Here is a 19,626-nt window from a genome sequence, read left to right as displayed (position 1 = left end):
TCGCCAATGTCGCCACGGTTCGGGACGAGCCCCATCGCTTCGCAGGCTTCGCGAACGGAAGCCGCTTTACACACAGCCTCCGGCCTCTCTACGGCGCTATGGGGAAGCGCGTTCGGCCTCCGGCTGCTCCGCGTTCCGCTTCGCCCTGCGGGTGGAAAAGCGGCTCGGTTCCGGGACGGGAAGGCAGATGCGGCCAGGAAGCGGGCGCCAGACAGAGGAGCGGTGTTGCCCGGGCAAACACGCAGGAAGCGGCTCACGAGGACCGCCGATCGCGCACCGCCACGAGGCGAAGGTCGTTCACGGCGACCTCGGCAATCGCTCCATCGTCATAGCGGACACGGGCATGGTCGGCACCCAGATCGGCCTGACGGTCGAGCAGGAGCCGTCCCTCGCGCTGGTCGACGCGGACGAAGACTGTGGCTTCCGCACCGGGCGCCTTCGGGGTCGAAGCAAGAGCGCCAGGGCGATCGAGACCACGTTTCGCGCCAATTGTACGAGGATGCGCCGGTGAATGCTCGGCGCGAAGGTCGATCGGCGAAGGAAACGGTCGCGCAGCGCCCGATGAGGCAGCGCTCACCGGATCAGCCGCTGAGGTATCTTTCAGGCTCTCGACGAAGGCATTCGCCTCGGCGCGCGTGAACTGGTCCCGCGATCGACAGAAGGCGAGGACCGGTTCGGGGTGGCTGCGCCAACCTTGATAGAGTTCGTACACGCCGCGGATGGGCGAGGTCTCGAGCATGGCCCGGAGTGCGTCCGGCATCTGAGCCACGGCCGCATGCATGGCGACGAAAGAGCGGTCCTTGCCCAGGCGACGCCCGATCTCGACCTGCTTCTCGCCGAGCGCCATGCGGCGCGACACGAACGCCGCGATCTCCGCCGAGGTCAAATCGTCCCGCTGGATGTTCTCGATCATCTGATCGTAAGCGTCGTCGGGCGATGATGCTCGAATGACGGCCGGAATCGTCGAGAGGCCCGCGCGTTGCGCGGCCCGGAACCGGCGGGCACCGTACAGGATGCGGTGACGACCCCCCTCCCCTCTCGGCGTGACGGTGATGGCCTGTCGGACGCCGCGCTCGACGATCGAGGCCGCGAGTTCAGCGAGTTCGAGTTCCGAGAAGCGGATGCGGGGTTGGTTGGGGTCTTCCTCAATGGCGTCGAGCGCGATTTCGAGAGGTGTGCCGGTCGCGGCGACGGCGCCCGCGACGTCGTCGAGGCCCTCGAACAGGTTCGACAGGCCCTCGACCTTCCGGGCGTAGCTCATGCCGCGATCTCCATCCGGGCCGCCACCTTCGCGAACACCGCTCGGATCTCGCGGCCGGCTTCCCGTGCCGAGGTCTTGGTCAGGGCCCAGACAGGCTTCTTCTCGGACAGGGCTTCGCCGAAGGCCGAGCGTTGCAGGATGACGCCGTCGAACAAGTAGCGGGGGCCGACGTTGCGCACGAGTGTTTCGAGATTCGCGCGCTGGCGCGGCGAGGTCGCCTGCAGTCGGTTCGGCATTAATCCGAGGAAGATGAGTTCGGGATTGAAGCGCTGTCTTACGCCAGTGACGTTCTTGAGGAGCGCTTCGATACCGTCGATCGCGTATTCGTCGAGGTCGATCGGGGCGAGAACGTAGTGGGCGCCGATGAGGGCCGCGAGGTTGCGCACGCTGAAGGTTGGCGGGGTATCGATCACCGCTACGTCGAAGCCGTTGGCGGCCGCGATCAGATTCGCTTTGTACCGATTGATGACCTTGGCCTCGACGTCGTTGATGCCCTGCAGCTTCGGATCACCCGGGACGACGCGAATGCTCGGTTCCGAGAGTGGCTCGATCTGCACCGTATCGAGGAACAGTGCGGAGGCCGGCAGCGCTCCGGTATGGGCATCGAGGGTCGAGGTGCCGTTGCGCTGGGGGTCGAGGTCCACGAACAGAACCCGCTGGCCAAGCTCTGCGAAATACCAAGCGAGGTGAACGGCGATCGTGCTTTTGCCGACCCCGCCCTTCTGATTGTTGACTACAAGCACTTTCATGGCATCGTCCGGCTTGCGTCGTCGTTCCAGTAGTCGACGCTCGCGATGACTCACGATCGTCGGCGGCTCGAAGCGAATCTATCGGCGGCTGCGCACGCGAGACAGGCTGGTAAAAATCGCAGGTGTTTGTCCGGGCAAACATGGACCGGCCGGTCGCAACGTGCTCAGGCGTTGCCCGCACACGTATCGGGCCGATCACGCAGGAGGCCAGGAGGCGGACGCACCGCCTCCTGTGTCGACGCTCAAAAGCGTGCGGCGCCGTTGAGCTCTGTGCCTGGCATGGATGGTGTCGGGATCCGCCTGTCGCTCGAAGCCCGAGCCGCCAGAGCCTTCCTCAACTCCGCTTCGAGCTGGGCGCGTTCGCGCTTGGTCAGCAGGCAGTGGGCGAGTTCGGCGCGCAGTTCCGCGATGTGGTCGACGTGCGACATCTCGTGTTCCTCTCGTCATGTGAAGACGAGAGCGCGCACGGGGTCGTGTCGGGCCGGGTCAAGGAGCGCGGCAGCGACCGGCGGAGCCGGCGAGTGGGGGAGCCGAAATGCGCCAGCATTTTGGGGGAACCGCTCGTCCTTGAAGCGGGCTGATCCGGACCGGTATCCTGGGCGGACTGAGCAGCCCCCCGGTTCAGGATGTGGCTCCCGCGCGAAGGATCGTCACCGCGTGAGCGGTCGAAACGCGACGCGGTTCGGGGAGGGGCCACCAGCCCCGAGTAGAGCCTGGTCGTACGGCCATAGCCGGACGAACGCGCTCCTGCTGTTACGGCTCATTAGGTTGATGCCGATGCGCTGAAAGGGAAGCTACCTAAAGCCGGTCACTCACGGACAAAACGAGGCCAAGCCAAAAGCAAGACTGGATTGCCGCAGGCCCGTGCGATTCTATCTGGCAGAGGAGTCACCCTTAGGCGTCGCCACGTTCATTTCAATGTCCATGAGGCAGGTTTCTGTTAGAATCGAGCGTTGCCCGTTATTGAAACCTACCCGCCACCTCCCCGCAGGACCACGCTAGAAGCGCCCAACGCTCTTGGAGCACTGAACTTCTCCCTGCCGGCATGCATTCCGGCTGGTGCCCGGGCTCGCAACAGGGCCTGCAGCACAGGGCCGAGGCTGAACAACTCTTTCCGCTTTCGCTCGACCAGCGACCGCAGATAGCCGCCGGGGCTTCGAATATGCTCGGTTCGCTGCAGGATTGCCGCAACCGTCACCGCTGCCGTCTCTGCCCCCATGACGTCCCGGGCCTCCTGCCATGCGGTGGGGCTTATCCCGAGCATGGCGCGAACCAGATCGGCGGCATCGACCAGGTCGCCCCAGGTCCTGACGCCACCCCGGGCGTAATCGACGATGTCGGGGCAAGCCTCCAACACCATGGGGAGCGGGTACGTCGATCCCGCCCTGCCCGGCCCTGCCTGTGGCGCGGCGAGTTCTTCTGGGCTCCCCTCGGATGCTTTTCCGATTCTAGAGGGGTCTGGTTTTGAATTCTGATGGTGCCGTCGCGTTTCGCTGGCATTGCCAACGTGAATCGTGGATTCTGCACCAACATCCAGATGCTTGTGGGTTTCGATCAACAAGGCGCCGAGTGCGGCGTCCATGGCCGCCAGGGCCTCGCCCGACGGCCGGCGGGGGAAGCCGTCGATCAGCGCATCGAGCTGTACCGACAGGTCGTCCCATGGGCCAGGCGCGCCGGCCTCGGCTGCCCAGGCGATCAGCTTGCGGAGATCACGCCGCATCAGGCTGACACGCTCCTTGGCGAGGCGTTCGGCGCGTTCCGCTGCAGCGATCCGGTCCGCAATCGCCGCGAACTCGGCCGCGCGGGCGACCAGCGGCGTCAGGTCGAAGCCGAAGGCGTCCGCGATCTCGCCCCCCTGCGTTTTCCGGGCGTAACGCTTCCCGTTCGGGCTATCGCGGCGGATGAGGATGCCGGCCTCGACAAGCGCCCCGAGATGATACCGCAGGGTCGTTTCGGCGATGCCATGCGCCCGAAGCCGGATCTGGGCGTTCGACGGGAACACGACCAGCTGAGCGCCCTCTCCGGCCTGTAGCGTCGTCTCCGGATAGAAGCTGACCAGAGCCGACAGGATCGCGATGGCGCGGTCCGCCAGGCCCAGTTCGCAGCGGGCGGTCGAGACGTGGCGGACCACGGCCCATTTGTCCGTGGTGGTCTCGGGCGGGCATGCGGCAGCATTCGCCTGCGCCTGAATCTGCGCAGCCGTCAGCGATCGCCGCCCGAAGGGCGTCGTGATGTGATCGATCATGGCGTGGCCGAGGCCGGGCAAAGATGGGGCGTTCGCCGAAACGGGTCGGCGTCAAATCGCTTGACGATGTGCCGGGAGGTATGATTCTCTGTGGTTGCTCAGACGACAGAGAGGGCCTTCCGGACGCGGTTCGGGGGCCTTTTCTTATTCCGGGGGGTCGGTCTCCTTTCGGTTCGGGCGACGGGCGGGGTTAAGCCTTGCCGGCCTTGAGGGCGGCGAGGATCTCGGGGAGCCGGTCGAGAAGCGCGGAGCCGAGATCGGGCTCCATCGTCTCGTCGATCGACAGAATGAAGCGGCCGCCGCTGCGCTCGACGCGCGCGACCTTGCGGCCTTGGGGATCCTTCCAGACCTGCGGCTTGGGTGCCTTCACCGCCGCCTTCCCGCTCAGCGCTGCGAACACGGCAGCGAATCGGTCGTCCGTCGCCTTCTCCGCGAAGCCAAGCTCGGCCACGGCGGCTTCGGCGAGGCCGGCGCCGACCGCCTTGAGCCGATCGCTGAATGCGACCCAGCGCGGGCGCCCGATCTTGGGGGCCGGTCCGATCGCCGCGATAAGATGCTCAGGCACGTTCGCGACGATGGCGACGTACCGGCTGATCTCGGATTCGACGGTACCCATCGCCGACCAGATCGTCTCGCGCTTGAACCCTTGGGCTTCCATGCGAGCGGCGAACAGCGCCCTCTCGATGTAGCTGAGATCGCGCCGTTCGAGGTTCTCCTTGCCTTGCGCGACGACGAGCTCGTCATCCGTCAGGGGCCTGATGACCGCTCGGACCGGCCAGCCGAGTTCGGCCGCGGCGCGCCAGCGGCGGTGCCCATAGGCGATCTGGTACCGGCCGGCGGCCTGCGGATGTCTGCGCACCAGAATCGGGACCTGCTGGCCACCGTCACGCATGCTGTCGACGAGTGCTGCGAACGACGGATCGCCGGGGTCGGCGACGCGATCAACCACCATGGACGGATCGAGAAGGGTCGGATCGAGTTCGACGACCGACGTGCCGTCCTCGGCTCCCGTTGGGCCAACCGCGAGCGTGCGCAGGGTCGCTTCCATGCCGCGGATCGCACCACTCCGCGGACGCGCGGACCAGTCCGGCGGCGCTTTCTTGGCAGCTGCCAAGTCGCCCTTTTCGGCCGGGGCAGGAGCTGTCTTGGCAGCTGCCAAGTTCTCTGCGGCAGCCTCCGTTTGCGGAGCGGAAGCGGGCGCAGTCTTGCCGGCGAGCAGGGCGCTGAGGTTCGCCTTTCTGCTCATGCCCGGCCCCACCCGCGCTGCATCTTGGTTTCAATCTCCCCGTTGACCAGGTCGAGCGCCTCCAGTGCGCGATCATAGGTCGAGCGGGTGACCCCGGTGCGGCCCATTTCGTAGAGGGTCTGCTTGGAAAGCCCGGCATCGGACACGGCCGACGATTTCAGCATCGGGCTCGTCAGGACGCGATCGCCGAACAGATCGCGGAGCATGCCGACGACCTGCGTCTGCGGGCCGTCCTGCGGCTCGTAACGCGTGATGAGGTAGCTGATCCAGTCGTAGCTCAGCGTGGCGCCCTGCTCCGAAATAACGGACAGCAGGTCTTCGACCATCGCGAGGAACTGGCTCATTGAGGCGACGTCCAGCATCTGCGGGTGCACGGTGACCAGCAGCGCCGTCGCAGCGCTGAGCGCGGACAGCGTCAGGTAGCCGAGCTGCGGCGGGCAATCGACGACCACGACGTCGTAATCGGCCTCGACCTCGTCGAGCGCCCGCGCCATCCTTTCGAAAAACAGCGGCTCGCCCGGCTTGCGGCTGGTCAACGCCCGCGGCGTGTCGAACTCGAAGTCCTGCAGTTCGAGGTTGGCCGGGATAAGATCGAGACCGGCGAAGTAGGTCTTGCGGATGACCTCGCTCAGTGCCCGGCGCTCGTTGTCATACCGGATGGCAGCGTAGAGCGTCTGGTTCGGCGCGACGTCGATCTCGGGCTGCACCCCCAGCAGGGCGGACAGACTGGCCTGCGGGTCGAGATCGATCGCGAGCACCCGGTATCCGCGCAGTGCCAGCGACTGAGCGAGGTGTGCCGCCGTGGTGGTTTTGCCGGACCCACCTTTGAAGTTGACGACCGAGATGACCTGTAGGTGCTCACCATCCTCGCGGCAGGGATCGTAACGGCGGTCGGTTTTCGTCACCTTGTCGAGGTGCAGCCGGATCGCGTGTATGTCATCGAGACTGTAGGAGCGGCGCCCCGTGTTCGAGATCTCGGGATCGGGAACGGCCTCGTCGCCTTCGAGCTGGCTGAGGCGCTGGACCGTAACCCCGAGAATTTTGGCGGCTTCGCTTGCGGCGAACCGCCGAAGCGTCTTCGCTGCGTCCGGCGGGAAAAGACCCGAACTGATCGACTGCAGACGGCTACGCAGAGTCGCGGCATCTTGGCCGATCAAAGCGCCCGGCGCCTCGATAGCCCGCTCTGCTGGTGATGCTACGACCGCACGCTGGTTCATCGCCTCAAACACGTTTTCAGAAAATCGGCCAATCGAACCGAGAAACTGTAAGTGTTAGGCAAGAACGACGATTCGGCCAAGGGTGTCGAGTCGAAAGGGTAGCTGGATCGCGCATTCGGCCGATCAGCGGACCGAGATTTTTATGCACGAGCCTCCAGCATGTCCCCACACGAACGGCATCCGAGAGTGGCACAGCTGGACGTGGCCAACCTTGGCCTTAATGCCGCTGATCCAGACGAGCCCGAAGCGCTCTGGTGTACGTTCGAAGCTGTTTCGAAATCGATCTTCACGCTGGCGTCGGACGTTCGTCTGACAAACCGTGCGTTGTCTTCTTCTCGGAAAATCCACCCCTATGGCAACTTGTGCTTCTGTTCTGCCGCGCAATGGATTGCATTGCGGTCGCCGCACATGATGATGTTTGGGATGCGGAGTGGCTATCATGATAATGATGCTTTGCGAGGTCGATAATGAAGCCCTCCAACGTCGATCAGTGTGCGTTTCCCAGAGCCGCGCTTGATCTCAGTGCAACAGATCAAGTCGGTCACGATATGTTTTTAGCTGGAGCGCTAATATATTTCAGCCTTCAATCGCCATGGTGCTATCTTGTCGGCAATCGGCGGCCTTCTCCACTTTAAACGCTGGCTTTAACGCCCCGCTGGACTGGAATGCCCCGCGACAGCGCTTTGTCGGCGAGATTGTCGCTGATCCCGCCACCGGGGAACTGCACCACGCCGATCGGCATGGCCTCGATCATCGCGTCGTTGCGCCGGAACGGCGCCGCCTTGCCGTGCTTCGTCCAATCCGGCCTGAACGCAACCTGCGGCACCTTGCGGGCATCCGCCCACTTCGCCGCGATCAGCTCCGCACCCTTCGGACTTCCGCCGTGCATGAGCACCATGGTCGGATGCTTGGCCTTCACCCGATCGAGCACGGTCCAGATCCGGTCCACCTCCTGGTAGTCCTGACCGCCGGTGAAGGCGATGCGCGGGCCCGGCGGCACCAAGATCTCGGTCTCCGCCCGGCGCTTGGCAGCGAGGAAGTCGCGTGAGTCGATCATCGCCGCCGTCATCGTGCGGTGGCTGACCTGCGAGCCCGACCGGGGGCGCCAGAGCGAGCCGGTCTGGACCCGGTAGACAGCGGCGGCGGCGTCGCGGGCGAACTCGAAGGCATTGCGTCGCTCGGTCAGGCTCAAGCCCAAGGCGATCAGCCGCTCCAGGTCGACCGAGCGCACCTCGGAGCCGTCCTGCTCGCCCTGCGCGCGCTTCTGCGCGACCTCGTTGTCATCGAGCTTGCGCTCAAGAGTGTCCACGCGGCGATGGAAGAGGTTGACGAAGCCCCAGAGCAGATCGGCCGCGTCATCCTCCAGCCGGGTGTCGGTGAGCAGGTCGGCGAGCGCATTCATCGCCCCGAGCATCGCGCCCTCGACGGCCCCGGCCTCGGGCAGGGGGCGTGGGTCGGCCTCCTGCTCGAAGGGGCGGTAGTGATGCGTCAGCAGTTCCTCCAGGAGGTGGCCACTCTGACCTGCGCCGTCGCGATCCGTGGTGAGGAATGAAGGAATGTCGAGCCGATCAAGCATGGCATCGCCTTTCGGGATCCGGGAAGCCGCGACCGCCGCGGCCTTCGTGGCGACGGCAGACCGGGGCGAGACGGGGCGCGCATCGGAGCGGGGAGGGGGCCCCGTCGCATCGCAGGCGACGGGCCCGCGAGGGCCGCAGCGGCAGCGGAGGACGGCCGCAGGCGGCGATTTTGTCTCGCGATGCAAAGCCGCCCGGGGGCGGCGGCGGAAAATCGTCGGCCGGAAGGCCGTTGCGGGCTCCACCCGACCCGGTATCGGTCGCCCTCTCGAGAAGGCCGCTGCGCCGGCTCCCTCCGACCCGACGGCCGAACTCCTTCGATCGGCGTCGGCCCTCGAGACCAGGGGATCAGGCCGCGGCTCCAGCCTGTGTGACTCCGAAGCCGGGCAGGCGCATCGCGTCGTCCCGAGCGAGCTGGGGCGCGAGATGCATCGCCAGGGCGTCGGGACCATGAGCCGTGAGGTCGGTGTTGAAGTCGTCCGCCGCCGGCACGAGTTCCCACACCTCCGGAACACCGGCCGCCTCCGCCCGGTGCTTCAGCCGCTCGAACGCCCGCAGGCCCTCCGCATCGTTGTCACGAGCGACGTACAGGCGCCGCAGGCCGGACGGGAGGACGAGGGCAGCGAGGTGATTGGCCGACAGTCCGGCCATCGCGGGGATCGCCGGCAGCAGGCGGTGGACCGACAGCACGCTCTCCAACCCCTCGCCGGTTACCAGTGTGTCCGGAACGGAGCCTGCGAAGCGTACACCGTTGCCGAGCAGGCCACCGATCGATCGGCGGGGATCGGCAAGGTCCGCCTTACCGTGCCCGTCCCGCGCCAACCAAGTTCGGGCAACGCCGGTGATGCGCCCGACCGGATCGGTCACGACAGCGAGCAGCGCCGGGTGCTGGACCGTCGTGCCGTCGGCGAGGCGATGGTAGCAGCCCGGATGGTATCGCAACGCCGGCGCCCCGAACGCGAAGCCGAGTCCGCGGCCGGTGAGGTAGGTGGCTGCTGGCGTGCCCGTCAGGGCCCGGCCCATCCGGAACAGGCGGCGGGCGGCCTCCGACGCGGCGCGGTCCGCTTCCGGGCCACTGTCCCGGCGCGGCGCCGGTTCGAGCGCAATCGACTGCGGCAGGCGCAGGAAGTCCCGCACCTCGTCCAAGGTCTCTCGCCAGTCCGCGTGGCCGCGGTTGAGCCGGATCAGGTCGATCAGGTCGCCGTGCTCGCCGGTGGCCGCATCCGTCCACTTGCCGCGCCGGCCCCGGCCCGAGACCGGTCCGGTTAGACGCACGTAGAGCGAGGAACCGGTACTGTCATGGACATCGCCGACCCGCCAATAGCGGCCCTGGCGACGCCCGTTCGGGAGGTAACGGCGACACACGGCCTCGGCGTTCTCGGCCAGGCACGCCGCCAGCTCGGCGATCTCGACGCGGGCCATCACGCCGCCTCCCGATCGACGACGCGGACGATCGCGTGAGCATCGATGAGCCGGCTCAGCACCGCCACGCCGCTCGCGGCGGCCGGCACGAAGAAGCGGAGCTTCCAGGCGATGATCTCGCCAAAGAGGCCGTGCGCGCGCAAGCGATCACGCATCGGCTCGGCGAAGCCGACGAGCTCGATGCGATGGGCATTCATCACCCGCACCCGACGGAGCTGGAGCCCGTCCGCGAGGTCGAGCACGGCGCGGCCCCCGACCAGCGCGGCATGCGCGTCCTCGGCCGACAGGGTGATCCCAGCCTCGCTCGCCAGCGTGGCGGCGGCCCAGGCGGGCGAGACCCGGCGCCCGACGATGCGCTCGCCGGCATCCGTCTGGAGCCGGTAGACCCGGGTCGATTCGGAGGGCAGACGCTTCCAGATCGGCAGCAGCAGCCCGGTGACGACATGGATCGTCGAGTCCGTGTAGGCCGGCACCTCGGCGAGTTCCGCCTCCCAGGCCGCGGCGAAGGCGTCGCGCTCGGCCTCGACCCAGTGCGTCTCCGCCATCAGCGCCTCGGGCAAACCTTGCGACTCCATCGGCCGGATCAGGCGCACGCGGCGCTCGATCGAACCGTCGTCGAGCATGATGCCGAGCGTCGGCACCTGCACCGCGGCGCGACCGGAGCGCTGATTCAGGAGCAGCCGGCCACCGCGCTCGCGCGACAGGTCGAGCGCCTCGGCCAGCGTCAACGGCCTGTTGCGCTCGCGTCGAATGATCGTGAGCAGACGCGTCTCGGCGCCGGTGCCGGGATGGACGTGGATCACACGGGCGTCGGTGACGGCGAAGCTCTCGCCCTGCAACGTCTCCAGCCCGACGTCGTAGCTGCCGCCGGCGATGGCGCCCTCGATCCGGGCCGCGAGCAGCCTCTCGAAGGCGGTGAACAGCACGCCCTGCAGCGCGATGGTCAGCGCCAGCAGCCGGTTGAGGAAGGTGGTGATCGGAGGCAGCTCGTCGAGCAGCCCGCCGGTCTCGCCCGTGAGCGACAGACCGGTCGCGGCCTCGAAGGTGCCAAGCGGGCAGCCCTCGATCCGGCCGAGCACGAGAAGCCCGTAGAGCTGGCGCAGCGCGTCGCGGGCATAGACGCTCTCCAGATTGTCCTCCGGCCGGAACAGGCCCTGGCCGCCGGTCTGCCGGGAACCCCGGGTGATCGCGCCGAGCGTGTCGAGGCGCCGCGCAATGGTCGAGAGGAAGCGCTTCTCGGCCTTCACGTCGGTGGCGACCGGCCTGAACAGCGGCGGCTGGGCCTGGTTCGTGCGGTTGGTGCGCCCGAGGCCCTGGATCGCCGCATCGGCCTTCCAGCCGGGCTCGAGCAGGTAATGCACGCGCAGGCGCCGGTTCTTCGCCGACAGCTCGGCATGGTACGAGCGCCCTGTGCCTCCCGCGTCCGAGAACACCAGGATGCGCTTCATGTCGTCCATGAAGGCCGCGGTCTCGGCGAGATTGGCGCCACCGGCCCGGGTCTCGACCGCGAACCGCTCGACACCGTCCGTCCCCCGCTTCCGCACGATCCGCCGCGATCGGCCCGTCACCTCGGCGACGGCCTGCGTGCCGAAGTGCTGCACGATCGCGTCGAGCGCCCCCGGCACGGGGTCGAGCGCGGCGAGTCGCTCGATCAGAGCGTCGCGTCTTGCCACCGCCTCGCGGCAGAGCACCGGCTGGCCGTCGCGGCTGACCGGCCGGGAGGAGAGGTTGCCGTCGGCGTCGCTGAACGGCTCGTAGAGCTGCACCGGGAAGGCGTGCTGGAGATAGGAGAGCACGTATTCCCGCGGCGTCACGTCGATACGGAGATCGCCCCACTCCACGGATGGGATCTCGGCGAGGCGACGCTCGGTCAGGGCCTCGCCGGTCGAGACGATCTGGATCACCGCGGCGTGGCCCGCCGCGAGATCCGCCTCGACCGACCGGATCAGCGTCGGCGTCTTCATGCTGGTGAGGAGATGACCGAAGAAGCGCTGCTTGGTCGCCTCGAAGGCCGAGCGCGCCGCGGACCTAGCCTGCCGGTTCAGCGTGCCGGACGCGCCGGTGACGTTGGCCGCCCGCATCGCCGCGTCGAGATGGTTATGGATGACCGCGAAGGCGCCGGCATAGGCGTCGTAGATCGCGATCTGTTCCGGCGTCAGCGCGTGCTCGACGAGGTCGTAGACCACGCCGTCGTAGGACAGCGAGCGGGCGGTGTAGAGACCGAGGGCCCTGAGATCCCGCGCCAGCACCTCCATCGCGGCGACGCCGCCGGCCTCGATCGCCTCGACGAATTCCGCCCGGGTGGCGAAGGGGAAGTCGGCCCCGCCCCACAAGCCGAGGCGCTGGGCGTAGGCGAGGTTGTGGACCGTGGTGGCTCCGGTGGCCGAGACATAGACGACGCGGGCGTCGGGGAGGGCGTGCTGCAGGCGCAATCCCGCACGCCCCTGCTGGGAGGCGGCCACATCGCCGCGCTCGCCCTTCTCGCCCGCGGCGTTCTGCATGGCGTGGCTCTCGTCGAAGACGATCACCCCGTCGAAGCCGGCCCCACACCACTCCACGATCTGGCGGACCCGCGAGGCCTTCGTGCCGCGCTCGTCCGAGCGCAGGGTGGCGTAGGTGGTGAACAGGATGCCCTCGGGCAGGGTGATCGGCATCCCTTGCGCAAAGCGCGACAGTGGCGTGACGAGCAGGCGCTCCATGCCCAGTGCCGACCAGTCGCGCTGGGCGTCCTCGATCAGGGTGTCGGATTTCGACACCCAGACCGCCCTGCGCCGGCCGGAGAGCCAGTTGTCGAGCAGGATGCCGGCGACCTGGCGGCCCTTGCCCGAGCCGGTGCCGTCGCCGAGCATGAAGCCGCGGCGGAAGCGCATGGCGCTCTCGGCGTCATCGGGCGCCGCGGCGACGGCGTCGAAGGTGTCGTCGACGGTCCAGGCACCGGCGAGGTGGGCGGCGTGGGCCTCGCCGGCATAGATCACCGTCTCGAGCTGGGCGTCGGAGAGCAGGCCGTCGGTGATCACGCGCGCCGGCAGCATCGGCCGGTGCGCGGGCTTGGGCGGGGCAACGGAGGCCATCGCGGCCGACTGCACGAGCTTGGTCGGATGTGGCTTGGCTTCCGGGATGCGGATCGCCTGGAGCACGTAGGGCTCGTACAGCGCCTCGCTCAGCCGCGCACCCTCATCCGGTGTCCACTCCATCGTCTCGTAGGCCAGTTCAACGCCTTCGGGCTCGGCTCGGCCGCTTGCCGGTGCCATGCTCCGGACGACGGCGCGGCTGGGGCTGTAGGACGCAGGAGCCCTGCCGCCACCGGAAGGTGAAGCCGGTGGGCTGGGCGGCAGCGTCACGGGCAGCCGGGGCGGCAGGCCCTGGGCGATCCAGGCGAGCAGGGTGGCGATGTCCGGCGCGGTGCCGCGCGAGGCCGAGAAGACGGACGGATCGTTGGCCGGACGCTTGTCGATCACGGTCAGCCGCGTCTCGACGGTGGTGCCGTGGCGCGCGTAGACCGCACCATCGACCGCGGCGGTGAAGACGACGCTGCCGTGCTCCTGCAATCGGATGAAGGCCTCGCGCCAGGCGGGTGCCTCGGGCGAGAAGCCAGCTCCGGTGACGGCCACCAGCCGGCCGCCGGGCGCCAGACGCGCCAGAGCCGAGCCGATGTGACGGAGCGTGGCATCGGCCGTGCGGCCCGACACGTTGGCCAGCACCGAGAACGGCGGGTTCATCAGCACCACGCTCGGAACGATCCCGGGATCGAGGTGGTCGTGGATCTGCGCAGCGTCGAAGCGCGTCACAGGGGCGGCCGGGAACAGGGCGGAGAGCAGGCCTGCCCGGGTCGCGGCCAGTTCGTTGAGGGTGAGGGCGCTACCCGCGATCTCGGCCAGGACGGCGATCGATCCGGTGCCGGCCGAGGGTTCGAGCACGTGGTCGGCCGGGGTGATCGCCGCCGCGGTCAGCACCGCCAGTCCAAGGGGGAGGGGGGTCGAGAACTGCTGCAGGCGCTGCGCCTCCTCGGATCGGCGCGTGTGCGCGGGCAGCAGGCCGGCGATCTTCGCGAGCAGGGACAGGCGCGCAGCGGGGGAGGGGGCCGTTCGAAACAGGGCCCTGCCATACTTGCGCAGGAGCAGAACGGCGGCAGCCTCGCCGGCCTCGTAGGCGTCCTTCCAGTTCCAGGCGCCGGTCGCGTCGGAGGCACCGAAGGCGGCCTCCATCGCGTTGCGCAGGATCGCTGTGTCGACGCGCTCGCCACGCTCCAGGCGGGGCAGCAGCAACCGGGCGGCGGCGAGGATCGCGGCGGCCGGATCGGCAGGGACACGCGGCAGGACGGTCGCGGCAAGACTCGCGGTGACGGGGGCGGGGAGGGCGGTCATGGACGGATCTCGGGAGAGCGGGACGGACCGGGCCCAGGCGGCGCTCTCTCTTCCGACCGCTCAGGCTCGATCCCGTCACGGCCTCCTCTGCCTCTCCTCGCCGCGACACGGCCGGCGAGAGACGAGCCACCACTTCGTGCGATGGCGGAACGCCCGGACACCATTGGCCCAAGGGGCCGCCGCCGCAGGGGGAGGCGGACCGGAGCGATCTGGCCCCGCCCGGTACGACCGGGCGGGGTATCGCCGAGGAACTCAGTCCCGCCGGCCGCTGGGCCGGGACCAGATCAGCGAGTAGCCCTCGCCCTCCTCGTCGTCGAAGAGGTTGGCGTAGATCGGCGCGGTGAAGCTCGGATCGTCCAGCTTGAGGCTGAGGTAGTCGCGGCCCTCACCGGAGCGCTTGGTCCAGGCCGCCCCGATCTCGGCACGTCCGACGTAGACGCGGTGGCTCGGTGCGTTCTCGGCCGTCACGCGTCCGTCCTGCAGGATGCGGACATTGCGGGCCTGGACCGAGAGGGTGACGATGTCGCCGATGAAGCCGTCCTCGATCTTGGTGAAGGTGCCGATGGTCGCCATGGGATGTCTCCGTGTCCTGTTCCCGAGCCCGCGACCGCCGCGGCCTCGATGGCGATCGGTGAGGCCGGAGGCGGCCGGCGCCGCACCTGCTTGCAGGCCGCAGCGTCAGCGCAGGACGGCGGACGGGCGGGTTTGTTGCCTCGCGAGGAATGCGGAGCGTCAGCGCAGCAGGGGAAGAAACCCGAACGGCCGCGGTTGCGGCTAGCCGGTCGAGGCGTCAGCCGTCCCCGGCCAGATCAGGCCATGTGAGAGGCCGCGCGATTCGCGGGCAGTTCGGCAGGGCTACCACGGACGAACCTTGGCGATGGTCGGCTCTACGCCACGCATGACGGAAGCTGCAGTCGCTCAAGGTCCTGCCGGATGCGGTCCACCGCCGTCGTCCCCGCCGCGAGGCCGGCGGCTGAAACGTTGCTCTACCACCTCAATGGGCCCAGAACGAGCCGAGGCAAAAATGGAGACGGTCGGTCTGCGATCATCGGTCCTGTGCGATGCGATAGCCCTCTCGGCGTCGACCGGTACGGCATTGCCGCCACGATCCGCGGGCCTCAGGTGGACGACGATCGTGATGTCGATGGTCACCATCGCCCACCGCCGAGTCCGACGGGTGGTCCATCGTGTCCTCGCCGCCGGGCTGATCGTATGAATGGCGGGCCAGGCCGACGTGGTCACGGAGAACCGGGTCATGTCGTTCAAGGAGCGATGAGGATGCCGCCGGACGCGCTGCCCGACACCATGCCGTCGCCGGAGACCGGATTGGTGCTGACGCGTGGCTTCCGTCGGTTCATGGTCGCCTACAAGGACGAGACTCTCTTGGCCGCACTGCCGGGCTACTACCCGGACGGGAGAGGGGAGGGGGTGCATTTCCGCAACGACATGAGCGTGGTCGAGACCGCCCTGCGTATCCTCAAGGAAAGGTCGACGGCGTACCAACGCCGGCGACAATCCGCCGGGTTCGGACGAAGCTGAAGCTGTGCCAGCGGCAAGAGGGTGCGTTGCTGCAGGTCGGCGCGACCGCCTTCGATAAGTACGAGTGGGGGCTGGTGCAGCCGGGCGGCCCGACGGTCCAACTCATCCAGGTTTTCGACCGGCACTCCGAACTCGCCGACGAACTCCGGTAGGGAGAGGTCCGATGCCGAATTGGCCCAAGGACAAGCTGTTGCAGCACGGCCCGGACCTGCCGATGGCCGAGCGGGTCCGGCGCTACCAGCACAACATCCGCGCGATCCGCGCCTCCGGCTGCGCGGTACCGACCTCCGCCTATATCGACACCCTCGACCTGGTCGCGATCGAGATGTGGTTCCAGGACAGCGCCGAGCGGCGTTATCGGCTGAAGGCCGCGGTCGAGGATCTCGCCGGCATTCCGCCGGAGCCCGGGACGAACTGAGCCAGGTCTTCCGCGTCTGGCGGGTTCGCAAAGGGGGAAGGGGCCGTCGCCGGCGGCCCCTGTCACCTCAGTGGTCAGGCGAAGGGATCGAATTCCAGGATGACGCTGGCGGGATCGCCGTCGAATTCGTCGGAGGGCATGACGCCGTAGCCGCTGTCGGACTGGAACAGGAGGATGCACACCATCAGGGTGCGGGCGAGGTGGTAGGCGTGGCTGCGGGCGAGGGTGAGATCGTGCGCCATAGTCCGGCTCCCGTCCTGCGGCGGGGCCATCCCCGCTCGACGGGCGCCCGATGTGTCCGGACGCGGCCGCGATCACCGCGGGAGGCGAAGCCGGGAGCGGCCGCCCGCGCATGCGGAGCGGACCCCCCGAGGGTTGATCGTGGAAGGCCGCGGGCGTGACCAAGGGTCAGCGCCGATGAGAGCGGGGTGGTCACGTGCTCGGCCGAGGTGAGGTTGGACCTGTCGTCGAAACCTTGCCGTTCCAGCACACGCCTTGTCTTGGCGAGACCACACGACCGAGGTTTCCTCAAGCATTGGCCGCCCGTGGCATCGACCTGGCCGGCCGCCGCGCGTCCTCTCGTGACGTAGCCGAAGTGCCGGAGCAATCGGGTCGAGATGGGAACGGATGAGACGCTTGCCCTGACGGTCGGGATCGTAGCGGCCTATGTGTCGCGCAACAGCCTGCCGCCAGTCGAACTGCCCGGCCTAATCGCCGCGGTTCGAGCCGCGCTTGTCGGCCTCGGCGAGCCAGTGCCGACCGCGGAGCCCGCCGCATCGAAGCTGATGCCCGCTCAGATCCGCCGCTCGATCCCACACGAGGCGCTGGTGAGCTTCGAGGACGGCAAGCCGTACAAGACGCCGCGGCGCCACCTGACGCTTCGCGGCCTGACTCCGGAGGCCTACCGCGCCAAGTGGGGCCTGCCGGCCGATTACCCGATGACCGCGCAGGTCTATTCGGAGCAGCGCTCCGCGCTGGCACGCTCGTTCGGTCTCGGCCGGAAGCACGTCGACGCGCCGGAGCCCGAGGCCGCCTCCGCTGAGGCGACCGCACCCAAGCGGCGCGGTCGCGATAAGCAGCCGGTGGCGTAGGCCGCCTATTCCGCGGCGATGGCGTGAGCGTCGCCCACCGGGCCGGCCTCGTCCACCTCGGTATCGGCGGCGAGGAAGGGCGGCAGTTCGTCGGCCTCGGCGTCGCGCTCCTCAGCTGGGGCCGGCGCACCATCGGCAGCATGGCGCAATGGCTCGGGGAGCCAGCCGGTCTCGGCGAGCAGCCGCTCCGCCTCCCTGGCCATCTCGCCCTTCTTGAGATGGTCGATGAGCTGGGCCGCCTGTTCGCCCGCCCCCTCGCGCACCGCTTCCAAAATGCGCGCCTTGGTCACCCGGCCGAGATAGTTGCCCACCGTCGGCCGCCAGCCGGCTGCCGCCATGTCGAGGCCGGTCGCCCGCGCCAGCCGGTCGGCCTGGGTGAGGCGCTGCCGTAGCCCCTGCTCGGACACGCCCGCGCCACCGTAGGGATTCGGCTTCTCGTGCAGCGCGTTGACGCCATAGCTGACGCAGTGCGCCAGCAGCGCCAAGCGGCTCGGCTCGTCGAGACCGGCGAGCCAGTCCCACAGCACCTCGTCGTCCTGCGGCAACTCGACCTTCCAGCCCGCATGCCGCTCGGCCACCGCCCGGGCGCAGGCGCTGTCCTTCAGGTTGTCCGCCTGGGCGACGAGGTAGACCTCCCGGACGGAGGCCTCCAGGCAACCCTGCCCCGAGCGATGCCGGAAAGTGTCGAGCACCAGCTTGTGCAGCAACACCGTCAGAGCGACCTGTGGATCGTTGCCGACAGCGTCGCGCAGCGCCAGCGTGCGGTGCGCGGTCAGTTCCGCCATCAGCCGCTCGGGCAGGGGGCGGATGCCGTCCTCTTCATCAGGCTCGGCCGCGACCGGTGAGCCGCCGATGGTGATCACCGCTCGCTGCACCGCCGGCCCCGTGACGGACGGGTCACGATCCGAGGCGTCCCCGGTGCCGTCAGTCCCGTCCTCTCCATCCGGCTCGCCCACGACCGGCGCCTCGTCCTCGGGCCGCACGTAGCCGCGCTCGGCCCGGAGGCGGCCGTCATGGCCGATGCAGACGAAGGCACCGGCGCGGGCGATCTCGGCCGGATCGTAGCGCAGCGGGCGGTCACCGAGTTCCTCCAGCGCCGCCTCGATCTCGCCGAGCCGGTCGTCGACCGCCTCCGGCATCTCGTCGTCCGCCTCGTGCTCGGCGATCAGGCGCTCCTGCTCGGTGGTGAGGGCATCGATAGCCGCGCGCTCCTCTTCAGTCAGCGCGACGGGCTCGCCTGCGAGGGCCCGCAGGCCGAACTGATGCCCGTAGGGGAAGCTCAGCGCCACCTCGATCCACTTCCAGCCCTCGGCCGCGATCGCCTCGGCCTCGCGCTTCAGCTTCTCCTCCACGAGCCGGTCGATGAGAGCGACATCCTGCAGCCAGCCGCCCTGATCCTCCTGGAACAGATCGCGCAGCACGGTCCCGCCCGCCTCCGCGTAGGCCTCGATCCCGACGAACAGCGCCCGCTTGTCGGTCGGCGCCACCGTCCTCTCGGTGAGCAGGCGCCGGATCTGGTAGGGCTCCTTCGACCAGCTGTTGCGGACCGCCTCCCAGACCTGCTCCTGGCGGGCGTGGTCTTCGGTGATGGTGAAGGCCATCAGCTGCTCCAGCGTCATGCCGTCGACGGCGTAGACGTCGAGGAGCGCCGCCGCGACCGCGGCGAGGCGCAGGCGCTGCTTGACCACGTTGACCGGTACGAAGAAGGCGGCCGCGACCGCCTCCTCGGTCATGCCCTTCCCGCGCAAGGCCTGGAAGGCGCGGAACTGGTCGAGCGGATGGAGTGGCCTCCGCTCGACGTTCTCGGCCAGCGAGATCTCGTCGATCAGGATGCCGCTGCCGGCCTCCGACACGATGCAGGGCACGGGCGCCGTCTTCACCAGCCGCTTCTGCTTCACCAGCAGTTCCAGGGCCCGGTAGCGGCGCCCGCCGGCCGGGATCTCGTACATCCCCGTCTCCCGGTCCTCACCATCCAGCACCGGCCGGACGTGCAGGCTCTGGATTAGGCCGCGCCGGGCGATCGACTCGGCGAGTTCCTCGACCGAGGCGCCGGCCTTCACCCGCCGGACGTTGGCCTGGCTCAGCACGAGCTTGTTGAAGGGGATCAGCCGGGCCGGGGCGAGGGTGATCTTCTGAACCGCATTGACCATCGTCATGTCTCCGCGACGGGGGCCGAGAGCCTCTCTCTCGACCTTCAGATCCGTCGCGAAGCGGCGCTCCGCTCTCTTCCTCTCCGGGGCTCCACCGGACGACCTCGTCAAGTGCCGTCTCAACTCATTGACGCGTCGGATCATCGTTACGGCGTGATCCGATGCTCAAGCGGCGGGAAGCACCACGTCAGTCGTGCCGATAGCCGTAAGAGCTTCCCGAAAGCAGCCATTCATCGACCGTCCGGCATTTTCTTCCGGCGATGGGAAGCAGAAGTTGGCGACTTGCTCGGAAGCGGGCCTTCGGATCAGCGCCCATTCAGGTTGTAAATACTCTCGCTCGCCACTCTGAA

At 68.4% G+C, this 19,626-nt stretch carries 16 protein-coding genes; 4 read left to right on the top strand and 12 right to left on the bottom strand.

Features of this window, described 5'->3' with window-relative positions:
- Positions 1 to 253: 253 nt before the first annotated feature.
- From HCU64_RS21470 to HCU64_RS21425, 10 genes are all read right to left on the bottom strand, one after another.
- Complete coding sequence (locus HCU64_RS21470) at positions 254 to 1,261, bottom strand: ParB/RepB/Spo0J family partition protein (protein ID WP_233386313.1); 1,008 nt, start codon at positions 1,259 to 1,261, stop codon at positions 254 to 256.
- The gene (locus HCU64_RS21465; protein ID WP_233386312.1) at positions 1,258 to 2,010 is read right to left on the bottom strand and encodes a ParA family protein; all 753 of its coding nucleotides are present in this window, start codon (positions 2,008 to 2,010) and stop codon (positions 1,258 to 1,260) included. The genes HCU64_RS21470 and HCU64_RS21465 overlap by 4 nt, the downstream gene beginning before the upstream one ends.
- Positions 2,011 to 2,252: 242 nt before the next feature.
- Positions 2,253 to 2,438, bottom strand: a complete 186-nt coding sequence (locus HCU64_RS21460) for a hypothetical protein (RefSeq protein ID WP_233386311.1) — start codon at positions 2,436 to 2,438, stop codon at positions 2,253 to 2,255.
- A 542-nt stretch (positions 2,439 to 2,980) separates the two neighbouring features.
- Positions 2,981 to 4,255 (bottom strand): plasmid replication protein RepC, encoded by a 1,275-nt coding sequence (repC, locus tag HCU64_RS21455; protein ID WP_233386310.1) that lies wholly within the window; start codon positions 4,253 to 4,255, stop codon positions 2,981 to 2,983.
- Positions 4,256 to 4,445: 190 nt separating this feature from the next.
- Positions 4,446 to 5,501 carry a plasmid partitioning protein RepB gene (repB, locus tag HCU64_RS21450; RefSeq protein WP_233386309.1) on the bottom strand — a complete coding sequence of 352 codons (1,056 nt, stop codon included), beginning with the start codon at positions 5,499 to 5,501 and terminating at the stop codon, positions 4,446 to 4,448.
- Positions 5,498 to 6,718 (bottom strand): plasmid partitioning protein RepA, encoded by a 1,221-nt coding sequence (repA, locus tag HCU64_RS21445; protein ID WP_233386308.1) that lies wholly within the window; start codon positions 6,716 to 6,718, stop codon positions 5,498 to 5,500. The genes repB and repA overlap by 4 nt, the downstream gene beginning before the upstream one ends.
- Positions 6,719 to 7,349: 631 nt before the next feature.
- Positions 7,350 to 8,294, bottom strand: a complete 945-nt coding sequence (locus tag HCU64_RS21440; protein ID WP_233386307.1) for a DUF2493 domain-containing protein — start codon at positions 8,292 to 8,294, stop codon at positions 7,350 to 7,352.
- Between the two features lie 346 nt (positions 8,295 to 8,640).
- A complete protein-coding gene (locus tag HCU64_RS21435) occupies positions 8,641 to 9,714 on the bottom strand; it encodes a DUF7146 domain-containing protein (RefSeq protein ID WP_233386305.1) in 1,074 nt (357 codons plus the stop codon).
- Positions 9,714 to 14,078: a strawberry notch family protein gene (locus tag HCU64_RS21430; protein ID WP_233386303.1), complete on the bottom strand. Its 4,365-nt coding sequence runs from the start codon at positions 14,076 to 14,078 to the stop codon at positions 9,714 to 9,716. Before HCU64_RS21430 ends, HCU64_RS21435 begins: the two co-directional genes overlap by 1 nt.
- A 252-nt stretch (positions 14,079 to 14,330) precedes the next feature.
- Positions 14,331 to 14,651 carry a DUF736 domain-containing protein gene (locus HCU64_RS21425; protein ID WP_233386302.1) on the bottom strand — a complete coding sequence of 107 codons (321 nt, stop codon included), beginning with the start codon at positions 14,649 to 14,651 and terminating at the stop codon, positions 14,331 to 14,333.
- A 705-nt stretch (positions 14,652 to 15,356) separates the two neighbouring features.
- Here HCU64_RS21425 and HCU64_RS21420 point away from each other — a divergent pair.
- The 3 genes from HCU64_RS21420 to HCU64_RS21410 are packed head-to-tail and all read left to right on the top strand — an operon-like array spanning position 15,357 to position 16,035.
- Positions 15,357 to 15,617, top strand: a complete 261-nt coding sequence (locus tag HCU64_RS21420; protein ID WP_233386301.1) for a hypothetical protein — start codon at positions 15,357 to 15,359, stop codon at positions 15,615 to 15,617.
- Complete coding sequence (locus tag HCU64_RS21415) at positions 15,593 to 15,769, top strand: type II toxin-antitoxin system MqsA family antitoxin (protein WP_325170008.1); 177 nt, start codon at positions 15,593 to 15,595, stop codon at positions 15,767 to 15,769. Before HCU64_RS21420 ends, HCU64_RS21415 begins: the two co-directional genes overlap by 25 nt.
- Positions 15,770 to 15,780: 11 nt before the next feature.
- Positions 15,781 to 16,035, top strand: coding sequence for a hypothetical protein (locus HCU64_RS21410; RefSeq protein WP_233386300.1), 255 nt, complete (start codon positions 15,781 to 15,783; stop codon positions 16,033 to 16,035).
- Between the two features lie 74 nt (positions 16,036 to 16,109).
- Here the strand turns inward: HCU64_RS21410 and HCU64_RS21405 are convergent, their stop codons facing one another.
- On the bottom strand, positions 16,110 to 16,277 hold the full coding sequence (locus HCU64_RS21405; protein WP_233386299.1) for a hypothetical protein: 168 nt from the start codon (positions 16,275 to 16,277) through the stop codon (positions 16,110 to 16,112).
- A 375-nt stretch (positions 16,278 to 16,652) separates the two neighbouring features.
- On the opposite strand from HCU64_RS21405, the gene HCU64_RS21400 reads away from it, so the two are divergent.
- Entirely contained in the window at positions 16,653 to 17,126 is a 474-nt protein-coding gene (locus HCU64_RS21400; protein WP_233386298.1) for a MucR family transcriptional regulator, read from the top strand.
- 5 nt (positions 17,127 to 17,131) lie between these two features.
- Here HCU64_RS21400 and HCU64_RS21395 read toward each other — a convergent pair whose 3' ends face one another.
- The gene (locus tag HCU64_RS21395) at positions 17,132 to 19,276 is read right to left on the bottom strand and encodes a ParB/RepB/Spo0J family partition protein (protein WP_233386297.1); all 2,145 of its coding nucleotides are present in this window, start codon (positions 19,274 to 19,276) and stop codon (positions 17,132 to 17,134) included.
- Positions 19,277 to 19,626: the final 350 nt, after the last annotated feature.

Origin of the sequence: Methylobacterium sp. C25 (assembly GCF_021352225.1) — a bacterium.
GTDB lineage: Bacteria > Pseudomonadota > Alphaproteobacteria > Rhizobiales > Beijerinckiaceae > Methylobacterium.
The sequence above is the reverse complement of the archived record's forward strand: the minus strand, read 5'-3'. Positions and strand labels throughout refer to the sequence as shown.